General features: G+C 65.4%; 9 protein-coding genes. 3 read left to right on the top strand and 6 right to left on the bottom strand.

Annotation, left to right across the window (positions count from 1 at the left end; genetic code table 11):
* The first annotated feature begins 111 nt into the window (after positions 1–111).
* Complete coding sequence (locus ACOQFS_RS19325; protein ID WP_421564444.1) at positions 112–492, top strand: DUF779 domain-containing protein; 381 nt, start codon at positions 112–114, stop codon at positions 490–492.
* Between the two features lie 261 nt (positions 493–753).
* Here the strand turns inward: ACOQFS_RS19325 and ACOQFS_RS19320 are convergent, their stop codons facing one another.
* Together ACOQFS_RS19320 and thiC are read right to left on the bottom strand one after the other, a co-directional pair.
* Entirely contained in the window at positions 754–2,340 is a 1,587-nt protein-coding gene (locus ACOQFS_RS19320) for a methyl-accepting chemotaxis protein (RefSeq protein WP_421564443.1), read from the bottom strand.
* Positions 2,341–2,559: 219 nt separating this feature from the next.
* Entirely contained in the window at positions 2,560–4,434 is a 1,875-nt protein-coding gene (thiC, locus tag ACOQFS_RS19315; RefSeq protein ID WP_421564442.1) for a phosphomethylpyrimidine synthase ThiC, read from the bottom strand.
* Between the two features lie 396 nt (positions 4,435–4,830).
* Here thiC and ACOQFS_RS19310 point away from each other — a divergent pair, with 396 nt between their 5' ends.
* Positions 4,831–5,502 (top strand): IPTL-CTERM sorting domain-containing protein, encoded by a 672-nt coding sequence (locus ACOQFS_RS19310; protein WP_421564441.1) that lies wholly within the window; start codon positions 4,831–4,833, stop codon positions 5,500–5,502.
* Between the two features lie 237 nt (positions 5,503–5,739).
* Here the strand turns inward: ACOQFS_RS19310 and ACOQFS_RS19305 are convergent, their stop codons facing one another.
* Entirely contained in the window at positions 5,740–5,916 is a 177-nt protein-coding gene (locus tag ACOQFS_RS19305; protein WP_421564440.1) for a hypothetical protein, read from the bottom strand.
* Between the two features lie 56 nt (positions 5,917–5,972).
* On the bottom strand, positions 5,973–6,896 hold the full coding sequence (gene lpxC, locus ACOQFS_RS19300) for a UDP-3-O-acyl-N-acetylglucosamine deacetylase (protein ID WP_421564439.1): 924 nt from the start codon (positions 6,894–6,896) through the stop codon (positions 5,973–5,975).
* Between the two features lie 153 nt (positions 6,897–7,049).
* Between lpxC and ACOQFS_RS19295 the strand changes: the two genes are divergently transcribed.
* Entirely contained in the window at positions 7,050–8,864 is a 1,815-nt protein-coding gene (locus ACOQFS_RS19295; protein ID WP_421564438.1) for a methyl-accepting chemotaxis protein, read from the top strand.
* A gap of 120 nt (positions 8,865–8,984) precedes the next feature.
* Here the strand turns inward: ACOQFS_RS19295 and ftsZ are convergent, their stop codons facing one another.
* Positions 8,985–10,229, bottom strand: a complete 1,245-nt coding sequence (ftsZ, locus tag ACOQFS_RS19290) for a cell division protein FtsZ (RefSeq protein WP_421564437.1) — start codon at positions 10,227–10,229, stop codon at positions 8,985–8,987.
* 154 nt (positions 10,230–10,383) lie between these two features.
* Complete coding sequence (gene ftsA, locus ACOQFS_RS19285) at positions 10,384–11,613, bottom strand: cell division protein FtsA (protein WP_421564436.1); 1,230 nt, start codon at positions 11,611–11,613, stop codon at positions 10,384–10,386.
* Positions 11,614–11,639 lie beyond the last annotated feature (26 nt).

The raw sequence follows: 11,639 nt of genomic DNA, 5'->3' as shown, positions 1-11,639 counted from the left end.
GCTTCGACAGGCTCAGCGTGAACGGATGGGTGGGCGCAGATCCATGCCATCGGTGCGAGGGGGCGGGCTGGCAACGGCCCCTTTGCTTTGGAGAAAAACGAGGAGACACCCATGGTCGAAAAAGTCATCGCCACCCCCGCCGCACTGGAGCTGGTGGCTTTCCTGCAATCCAAACACGGCCCTGACCTGATGTTTCACCAATCAGGCGGCTGCTGCGACAACAGCGCGGCCAACTGCTACCTGCCCGGCGAGATCACCATGGGCGCGGGCGACGTGTACCTGGGCGACATCGGCGGCTGCCCGTTCTACATCGGGCGTGCGCAGTACGAGACCTGGAAGCACACGCAGCTCATCATCGATGTGATCGAAGGCGGCACGGGAGGCACCCTGTCGCTCGAAGGGCCCGAGGGCAAGGCCTTCCACACCCGCTCGCGCGTGTTCACGGCGGCGGAGCTGGATGCGCTGGGCATCGCTGCGCCTGGGGTGGGCTGAAGAATTCGGGCCCACAGGGCTGGATCAGGTCGAACCCTTCGCTGGCTCTCACTCCCTCTCCCCTCGCGGGAGAGGGATGGGGAGAGGGGGTGATGAGGCATCGCCCACGGCACAGGCCCCCTCTCCCCCACCTTCTCGCGCGAGGGGAGAGGGAGTCAAGCCCAGGCACTGTTGCGGGTGCGCGGGCTGGCGACCCATCTACGGAGTGCAATTTGTTCAAGTAAAAATGGCCGTTTGCGCTTTGCCAGCATGCCTTTGCAGCTATTGAAGTCGTAGCATTCCGGCGCCATCGCCCCCCAGGCGGAACACCGACACCACCTGCACCAGGTCCTCGGCCTGGTTCTGCAGGCTGCTGGCGGCGGCGGCCATTTCTTCGACCAGCGCGGCATTTTGCTGCGTGACCTGGTCCATCTGCGTCACGGCCTCGCCCACCTGGGCCACGCCCAGCGACTGCTCATGGCTGGCGGCGCTGATCTCGCCCACGATGTCGGTCACGCGGCGGATGGACGCCACCACCTCGGTCATGGTGCTGCCTGCACGGTCCACCAAGGCCGTGCCCTGCTCCACGCGCTCCACGCTGGCGCTGATGAGGGCCTTGATCTCGCGCGCGGCGGAGGCACTGCGCCCGGCCAGGCTGCGCACCTCGCCCGCCACCACGGCAAAGCCCCGGCCCTGCTCTCCGGCGCGCGCGGCTTCCACGGCGGCGTTCAGCGCCAGGATGTTGGTCTGAAAGGCGATGGAATCGATCACGCCGGTGATGTCGGCAATCTTGCGCGAGCTGGTGGTGATCTGGTCCATGGTCGTCACCACCTGCGACACCACGGCGCCGCCACGGGCCGCCACCTCGGCCGCCGAGGACGCGAAGTCGCTGGCCTGGCGCGAGGACCGGGCGCTTTGCTGCACCGTGCTGGTCAGCACTTCCATCGAAGACGCGGTTTCTTCCAGGTTGGCGGCCGTCTGCTCGGTGCGGTGGCTCAGGTCATGGTTGCCGCTGGCGATTTCGCTGCTGGCGGTGGAGATGTTGCCCGCGGCATCCTGCACCTGCCGCACCAGGCCGCGCAGCGCTTCCTGCATGCGGCCCATCGACGCCACCAGCTGTCCGACTTCGTCCTGGTTGGTCGGCACCACGTCGCGCGACAGGTCGCCGCTGGCGATGCGGTCGGCCAGCTCCTGCGCCTGACCGAGCGACCGGGTGATGGAGCGCACGCTGAAGAACGTGAGCGGAATCAGCACGGCCAGCGCCAGCACCAGCCCGAAGCCGATGAGCGCCGACATGGTGGAGGTGCGCGTTTCGACCGCCGCGCGCGCCTCGTCCATCTGCGTGCGTGCCGCGCTGGCCAGGCTGGAAAACAGCTTGTCGGTGGCCTCCATGTGCACCTTGAGGCGGTCGGCATAGGCGCCGCCGCCCGCGCCGTCCAGCTGCGCGCCTTCGATCTTTTCGAAGATGGGCGAGATGCCGGTTTCGTAGGCCTTGATTTCCTCCAGCGACTTGTCGATGGAGGCGACAAACTCCGCGTCGCCCGACTGCACCTGCCGCACATCGTTCAGGCTCTTGCGCAGCGCGGCCAGCGTCTTGGCCCACGATTCACGCAGGTTCGACACTTCCACGGAGTTGTTGAAGTTGATGATGATGTCCTTCTCGGTCCGGCGCAGGTCCCCCAAAGTGGTGCGCAGGTCAGACATGTCGGTGAGGGTCTGCACACGCTGCGCGAAGAGTTCTTTCAGCGTGTCCCGGGTGCGGTCCAGGGCCACGTAACCCATCGCGCCAATGACGACCAACAAAATCAGGGAAAAGACGGTTCCGAAGTAGAGACGCGTGCGGATGGAGAAGCGGCCGAGAGCATTCATAGCTCTTCCTTACATTTTTTAACAGACAACCCAGCTTAGCAAATTTGGTGCCACGCCACCACCCGGTCTTCTGAACCGGGTGTGGGCGCGACTATAGGGCTGAGGAAGGCTGCCCATCCACAGGGAAAGCACGGCCCCCCGAGGCGCGTATAGGGAATCCTCGGGGGCAGTAGCACGGCTTATGCCGGGAGTCAGCGGGCGGCAGGCGCCCGCCCCACGCTACGCGCGGTGCAGCGGCACGTAGAGCTGGCCGCCCTGGCGTTGGAACTCCTCGGCTTTGGATTCCATGCCCTGGGCCAGCGCGGCCGTTTCGCTCAGGCCCTTCTGCGCCGCAAATTCGCGCACCTCCTGCGTGATCTTCATCGAGCAGAACTTGGGCCCGCACATCGAGCAGAAATGCGCCACCTTGGCCGAGTCCTTGGGCAGCGTCTCGTCGTGGTATTCCTTGGCCGTGTCGGGGTCGAGGCCCAGGTTGAACTGGTCCTGCCAGCGAAAGTCGAACCGCGCCTGGCTGAGTGCATCGTCGCGCGCCCGGGCGCCGGGGTGCCCCTTGGCCACATCGGCAGCGTGCGCGGCGATCTTGTAGGCAATGATCCCCTGCTTCACGTCGTCGCGGTCGGGCAGGCCCAGGTGCTCCTTGGGCGTGACATAGCACAGCATGGCCGTGCCCATCCAGCCGATCATGGCCGCGCCGATGGCGCTGGCGATGTGGTCGTAGCCGGGGGCGATGTCGATGGTCAGCGGGCCCAGGGTGTAGAACGGCGCCTCGTGGCAGGTCTTGAGCTGCTCGGTCATGTTGGCCTGGATCATGTGCATGGGCACATGGCCGGGGCCTTCGATCATGGTCTGCACGTCGTGCTTCCAGGCTACCTGGGTCAGCTCGCCCAGGGTGTGCAGCTCGGCAAACTGCGCCTCGTCGTTGGCGTCCGAGGCGCAGCCCGGGCGCAGGCCATCGCCCAGGCTGAACGACACGTCGTACGCCTTCATGATGTCGCAGATGTCCTCGAAGTGCTCGTACAAAAAGCTCTCGCGGTGGTGCGCCATGCACCACTTGGCCATGATGGAACCACCGCGCGAGACGATGCCCGTGCGGCGCTGCGCCGTGAGGTGGATGTAGGCCAGGCGCACGCCCGCGTGGATGGTGAAGTAGTCCACGCCCTGCTCGGCCTGCTCGATCAGCGTGTCGCGGAAAATCGCCCAGGTCAGGTCTTCGGCCACGCCGCCCACCTTTTCCAGCGCCTGGTAGATCGGCACGGTGCCAATCGGCACGGGCGAGTTGCGCACGATCCAGTCGCGCGTGGTGTGGATGGCCTTGCCGGTGGACAGGTCCATCACGTTGTCGGCGCCCCAGCGGATCGCCCACACGAGCTTTTCCACTTCTTCTTCGATGCTGGACGTGACGGCCGAGTTGCCGATGTTGGCGTTGATCTTGACCTTGAAATTGCGCCCGATGGCCATGGGCTCGACCTCGGGGTGGTTGATGTTGGCCGGGATGATGGCGCGGCCGCGGGCCACCTCGTCGCGCACGAACTCGGGGGTGATGATCTTGGGGATGCTCGCGCCCATCGGGTTGCCCACCAGGCGCTGCTCGCGCGCGGCGTCCTGCTGGTACTGCGCCATCCATTCGCGCTTGCCGTTCTCGCGCAGGGCCACGTACTCCATTTCGGGGGTGATGATGCCCTTCTTGGCGTAGTGCATCTGGGTCACATTGGCGCCGCTTTTGGCCCTCAGGGGTTGGCGCTGCAGCGCTGCGGCTTCGGCGCGCAGCTGCGCCAGGCGGTCGCCGTCCTCCGCCTTCTGGCCGTCGTCCAGCGCCTTGCGCACGCGGCCTTCATAGCTTTCGGTGTCGGCGCGTTCGGCAATCCACGCACCCCGCACGCTGGCCAGCCCTTGGCGCACGTCGATCTTGGCGGTGGGATCGGTGTAGGGGCCGGAGGTGTCGTACACGCTCACCAACTCGCCGTTGGTAAGCGCAATGTCGCGCACCGGCACGCGCAGGTCGGCGCGGCTGCCGGCCATGTAGCTTTTGGTGGAGGCGGGGAAGGGTTCGCGCGTGAGCGCAAGCAGATGGGCGAACTTGTCGGGGGCGTTCATGGTGGGCACTCTCCTGTCGGTAGGATGGAAAAGTGCTCCGCCATCGGCCCTGCGCGCGGGCCGGCCCCTGCAGGTCACGTGGTGAATGGCAGGGACGCGGGTGCGCCAGTGGCTGCAGCTCTTCTTACGCTGGTACTAACCAGATCAAGTTCGCGGTTCCGGCGGTTGGGTCCGCCGTCTCAGCACGCCCAGAAACCCAATCAAAAGGCCTCTACGTGCACCCCGGAGCAGGCGCGAGTATAGGGTCAGAGCGCATACGTCAGCGCGGGAGGGAGCTGGAATGTGCGGAGGCTGCGCGATTTGCAGCAGTTTGGCAGCGCGGACTTCCCGAGTGGCCGTGGCATGCGTGGCACACTTCGATACATCTACTGGTGGGCCAAGAGCCTCCACAACTAGATGCAAACTATTAAAGATTATTTTCCATTAACTTCCGAAGACAAAATGGCAACTCCATACACAGCAAAATATCTACTACGGGCGGCTGTTTTTCTGCTACCGCTTTACTGCGGGACCGCTATGGCGGTCACGTCAACCATTAACCAAGGATCTTCGTCGACTCTGACTTATGCCCCCACCATTCAGGCAGGAACAAATACCAATTTAACTACGTACAGCAACAGTTTTAGGTGGATCTACACGCTGCACTCCTTCAGAGTGTGCCAATCCGGGGCCTATTCAGCATCTTCCACGACGACTCATGTGGTGAATACGACGTTCTTCCTGAACGGCACCTTTACCCCCTCAGATACATTCCCTCCGCCCACGCCTATCTCCAATTTTTTCGTTTCCAATTTCAGCGGCACTAATACATCGACGTTCTCCGGAATGAATTTGGTCGCCGGCCAACAATATTCAGTGCTAATTGCCTACAATCAGACAACCGCAGGAAGCTACCCATACACCAATACACTGACAATGGACGGACCAGGTACGGTCATATTCAACAACAGTGGCAGTTGCGCAAGCGGGGTACAGGCCGTCCCGTCGCTGTCCGAATGGGCACAAATCCTTCTTGGGCTGAGCATCATGGGTATCGCTGGATGGCAACTCCGCCGCCATCTCTCGTGACCAGCGCATAGACTGAAGCCTGCCACACGCTGCGCCGAACAATTACCGGTTGAAAGCCGGTTGGCTGGGCGTGTTGCGGACGTCAGGGGTGCAGCGTCCGATGGGTGGCGCTACCGCGGTCGGCGTCCCAGCCATCGCGGCAGCGCCGATCGGGATCGGGAAGTACCAGATCAGCAGTTCCGGTTCGTGTCCGTTGTATGCCATTTCGGACTTCTACGGATGGCTCAGACGTTTAGCCTATCCCAACCGTGTTATCAGCAGCACCGCGAAAAAGAAAGTGGTGGCAATGACCACCCACTTGAGCACCACCAAACCCAGGCGCTTGTAGCGCGGCTGGCCGGTGCCGGCATAGAACGCGAAAGATACGGCGGCCACCAGCAGCAGCGCCATGACGATCCAGCGGAAGATGAGCATGGCGGGCGGGCTCTGGGATGACTGCGGGAGTGGGCGAAAACGCGATAACGCCCTGTCTACCAGGCGCGCGCCGGTTGCGCAAACCCGGTGGGGGCCTGGCGCTCGTCCTCGAAGGTCACCACGTCCCAGGCGTCGCGCTGGGCCAGCAGCTCGCGCAGCAGCAGGTTGTTCATGGCATGGCCCGAGCGGAAGGCGCTGTAGGCGGCCAGGAGCGGCTTGCCGATGAGGTACAGGTCGCCCATGGCGTCCAGGATCTTGTGCTTCACGAACTCGTCGTCATAGCGCAGGCCGTCGCTGTTGAGGACCTTGTAGTCGTCCATGACGATGGCGTTGTCGAGCCCGCCGCCCAGCGCCAGGCCGCTCGCGCGCATCATCTCCACGTCGCGCGTGAAGCCAAACGTGCGGGCGCGCGCGATGTCGCGGCTGTAATTGCCGCTGCCCAGGTCGAACTCCACGCGCTGGCCAGTGGAATCGACGGCGGGGTGGTCGAAGTCGATCTCGAAGCTGAGCTTGTAGCCGTGATAGGGCGTCAGGCGCGCCCATTTGGCATTGGCGCCCTCGCCTTCGCGCACCTCGACCGGGCGGTTGACGCGGATGAAGCGCTTGGGCACCTTCTGCAGTTCGACCCCGGCGCTTTGCAGCAGAAAGACAAAGGAGGCGGAGGAGCCGTCCAGAATGGGGACCTCTTCGGCCGTGATGTCCACATAGAGGTTGTCGATGCCCAGCCCCGCGCAGGCCGACATGAGGTGCTCCACCGTGTGCACCTTGGCATTGCCCACGGCAATGGTGGAGGCCAGGCGCGTGTCGGTGACGGCCTCGGCGCGGATGGGAATGTCCACAGGCTGGGGCAGGTCCACGCGCCGGAACACGATGCCGGTATCAGGCTGCGCCGGCCGCAGCGTCAGCTCGACCCGCTGGCCACTGTGCAGTCCGACGCCCACGGCGCGTGTCAGAGTCTTGAGGGTGCGTTGCTGGAGCATGCGGCATTTTAGTTTCCGGTGGCTTGCCCTGCGGCCGCTGGGGGCACCGCCACGTTTTCACCTACTGCGCTCACCCTGCGGTTCGCCCCACAATGCCTTCGGCGCGTATTGACTTTGCATCGCCGCTGAAAGCCCCCCCTCCGGAGACACCCCATGAGCAAGCTCAGCTTCAAAATGAAGATCCTGCTGCTGATCGGCACCGCGCTGGCCGCGCTGCTGGTCATGGCCATCGCCTCGCTGCTGCAAGAACGGCGGCTCATCATCGAGTCGCGGCAGGAACTGCTGACCACCGCCGTGCAGTCGGCCCACAGCATCGTGACGGGCTACCAGGCCCAGGCGGCCAGCGGGGCCATGAGCGTGGAGGACGCCCAGAAAGCCGCGAAGGAGGCCCTCAGGCTGTCCCGCTATGGCGGCGCCGACGGCAAGACGGAATATTTCTACATCTGGACCACCGAGGGCGTGGGCGTGATGCACCCGTTCCGCAAGGAATGGGACGGGCAGGACATGCTGGGCAAGGTGAAGGACGCGTCGGGCGTGGACATCATCGGCCTGCTGGTGAACGGCTTGCGCAGCAGCAAGGACGGCAAGGCCTTCGTGCCCACCATGTTTGCCCGCCCGGGCCAGCAGACACCCGTGCCCAAGCTGCAGTACATCGTGCGGGTGGATGGCTGGAACTGGATGGTCGGCTCGGGCATTTACACGGATGACGTGGACGTCCTCGTGCGCAAGGCGCTGCTGTCGGGGTTGGGCGTGGTCTTGGTGGTGTTTCTGGTGGTGGGCGCCATCGGCGTGGTGGTGTCGCGCTCGGTGCTGCGCCAGATTGGCGGCGAGCCCACGGAAGCCATCGCCATCATGTCCGAGGTGGCCGACGGCAACCTGGATGCGAGCATTCCGCCCGCTCCGCCCGGCTCGATGCTGGCGGGCCTGTCCCACATGGTGGGCGCGTTGCGCAAGCTGGTGACCGAGGTGCGCACAGCGTCCGACAGCATCGCCACCGCATCGAGCGAAATTGCACAAGGCAATAACGACCTTGCCCACCGCACCGAAGACACGGCCAGCAACCTGCAGAGCACGGCCAGCAGCATGGAGGAGCTGACCAGCACGGTGAAGCAGACCTCCGACTCGGCCCAGACCGCCAACCAGATGGCCACCTCGGCCGCCTCGGTGGCCGCGCGCGGAGGCGAGGTGGTGTCGCGCGTGGTGGCCACCATGCAGGACATCAACGCCAGCAGCAACAAGATCAGCGACATCATCGGCGTGATCGACGGCATCGCCTTCCAGACCAACATCCTGGCACTGAATGCGGCCGTGGAGGCCGCCCGTGCGGGCGAGCAGGGCCGGGGCTTTGCCGTGGTGGCCAGCGAGGTGCGCAGCCTGGCCCAGCGCAGCGCCGAGGCGGCCAAGGAGATCAAGACGCTGATCGGCGCGTCGGTGGAGAAGGTCGAATCCGGCACGGCGCTGGTGGGCAACGCGGGCGCCACCATGACCGAGATCGTCGACAGCGTGCAGCGCGTGACGGACATCATTGGCGAAATCCGCTCGGCCACCTCTGAGCAGAGCCAGGGCATCGCGCAGGTCAACACCGCCATGAACCAGCTCGACCAGATGACGCAGCAGAACTCTGCGCTGGTGGAACAATCCACCGCCGCCGCCGACAGCCTGCGGGAGCAGGCGCTGCGTCTGACGCAGGTGGTGGCGCTGTTCCGGGTGAACGGCAGCAACAGCGCCGCACCCGCACCCGCACCCGCGGCCTATCGGGCAGCTGCAAGCCCTGCGGCTGCGGCGCGCCCGGCGGCCACCCTGGCGGGCAGCAAGCCTGCTGCCCCAGGCCCCAAGGGCAAGCTGCCCGCCGCCAAGTCCCCGGCCAAGCCCTCCCCGGCCCTGCCCGCCAAGGGCGGCAGCGCAGCCCCGGCGCCGGCGCCCAAGGCCGCACCGGCCGGCGACAACGATGAGTGGGAAAGCTTCTGAGCTTTGCAGCGGCCCGCAGGCCGCAATGAATGAAAAAGCCCCCGGCCGCATGGACCGGGGGCTTTTTCTTGGAGCGGCCGAAGCCTTCCATCGGCGCCCCTCGGGGCGCGCCGGGCCTTGTCAGTCGGCCTGCTTGCGCAGGAACGCTGGGATCTCCAGGTCGTCCATGCCGCCGGAGGACAGTGCATCCACGCGGGCTGCGGCCTGCGTGCGGTTGGTGCGCCACACGCTGGGCACCGACATGCTGCCGTAGTCGGCCTGCGCGCCAGCGGCGTGGCCGCCTTGCACGCCCACCGCAGCGCCCAGGGTGCCAGCGCCTCCCATCACCGGCACCTGGTAAGCCATGTTGTCCGTGCCGGTGCGCAGGCCGCCCTGCACCACCGAAATGGGCTGGCGGCGCGCGTTGGGGCGCGACAGGCCTGTGGCCACCACCGTGACGCGGATCTCGTCGCCCAGGCTGTCGTCGTAGGCGGCGCCGTAGATGACGTGCGCGTCGGGAGACGCGTAGGCATTGATGGTGCTCATCGCCAGGCGCGACTCCGACAGCTTGAGGCTGCCCTTGGCGGCCGTGACCAGCACCAGCACGCCCTTGGCGCCCGACAGATCGATGCCTTCGAGCAGCGGGCAGGCCACGGCCTGCTCGGCGGCAATGCGCGCGCGGTCGGGGCCGCTGGCGGTGGCCGTGCCCATCATGGCCTTGCCAGGCTCGCCCATCACGGTGCGCACGTCTTCGAAGTCGACGTTCACATGGCCGTATTCATTGATGATTTCGGCGATGCCGCCCACGGCGTTCTTGAGCACGTCGTTGGCATGGGCAAAGGCTTCGTCCTGGGTGATGTCGTCGCCCAGCACTTCCAGCAGCTTTTCGTTCAACACCACGATCAGCGAATCGACATTGGCTTCCAGCTCGGTCAGGCCGTTGTCGGCGTTCTGCATGCGGCGGCCGCCTTCCCAGTCGAAAGGCTTGGTGACTACGCCGACGGTGAGGATGCCCATTTCCTTGGCCACGCGCGCGATCACGGGCGCGGCGCCCGTGCCCGTGCCGCCACCCATGCCGGCCGTGATGAACAGCATGTGCGCGCCGGTGATGGCGCTGCGGATGTCTTCCACCGCGGCTTCGGCAGCATCGCGGCCCTTGTCGGGCTTGCTGCCGGCGCCCAGGCCGCTGCCACCCAGCTGGATGACGCGGTGGGCCGAGCTGCGGGTCAGGGCCTGCGCATCGGTGTTGGCGCAGACAAATTCCACGCCCTGCACGCTGCGGGCAATCATGTGCTCGACGGCATTGCTGCCGCCGCCGCCCACACCGATCACCTTGATCTGGGTGCCCTGGTTGAATTCTTCGGCTTCGATCATTTCGATGGTCATGTTGGAGCTCCTGGTTCTAGATTCGTGTGCAATTGCCAAATGGGAATGAGGGGGAATTCGGTCGTTCGACAGCGTGGCGGACCTGTGCATCGCCATCGCTCTCGCGGTGCTTTATGGGGGCTGCCGCGCGCAAGCCAGAGGGGGTGTTTCATGGTCAGAAGTTCCCCACGATGAAGTCCTTGAAGCGGCCGAATGCGGTCTTCATCGACCCGCTCTTCTGGGCCACCTTGAAGCCGCGCAGCCGCGCCATGCGCGCCTCTTCCAGCAAACCCATGACGGTAGCAGCACGGGGCTGGGCCACCATGTCAGACAAGGCGCTGGAATACTTGGGAATGCCGCGGCGCACGGGCTTGAGGAAGATGTCCTCGCCCAGCTCGATCATCCCGGGCATGACCGAGCTGCCGCCCGTGAGCACGATGCCCGAAGACAGCACTTCTTCATAGCCCGACTCGCGCACCACCTGCTGCACGAGCGAGAAGATTTCTTCCACGCGTGGCTCGATCACACCCGCCAGCGCCTGCTTGCTCAGCATGCGCGGGCTGCGGTCACCGAGGCCGGGCACTTCCACCTGCGCCTCGGGGTCGGCCAGCAGCTGCTTGGCGTAGCCGCTCTCCACCTTGATGTCTTCGGCGTCCTTCGTGGGCGTGCGCAGCGCCATGGCGATGTCACTGGTGATGAGGTCGCCCGCGATGGGAATGACGGCCGTGTGGCGGATCGCGCCGCCGGTGAAGATGGCCACGTCGGTCGTGCCCGCGCCGATGTCCACCACCACCACGCCCAGCTCGCGCTCGTCGTCGGTCAGCACGGCCTGGCTGCTGGCCAGCGGGTTCAGCATCAGCTGCTCCACCTCCAGGCCGCAGCGGCGCACGCACTTGATGATGTTCTCGGCCGCGCTCTGCGCGCCGGTCACGATGTGGATCTTGGCCTCCAGGCGGATGCCGCTCATGCCGATGGGCTCCTTCACATCCTGCCCGTCGATCACAAACTCCTGCGGCTCCACCAGCAACAGGCGCTGGTCGCTGCTGATGTTGATGGCCTTGGCCGTCTCCACCACGCGCGCCACGTCGGCGGACGTGACTTCCTTGTCTTTGACGGCCACCATGCCGCTGGAATTGAGGCCGCGGATGTGGCTGCCGGTGATGCCGGTGTACACGCGCTGGATCTTGCAGTCGGCCATCAGCTCGGCTTCTTTCAACGCCTGCTGGATGCTCTGCACCGTGGCGTCGATATTGACCACCACGCCGCGCTTGAGGCCGTTGCTGGGCGAAACCCCCAACCCCGCGAGCTTCAGCGCGCCGCCGGGCAGCACCTCGGCCACCACGGCCATGACCTTGGCCGTGCCGATGTCCAGCCCCACCACCACGTCTTTGTACTCTCTTGCCATATCAGCCTCTGCCCTTTTCTGTTCTG

Source organism: Paracidovorax sp. MALMAid1276 (assembly GCF_049198005.1).
GTDB lineage: Bacteria > Pseudomonadota > Gammaproteobacteria > Burkholderiales > Burkholderiaceae_C > Acidovorax.
This window is presented reverse-complemented; position numbering and strand designations above follow the sequence as displayed.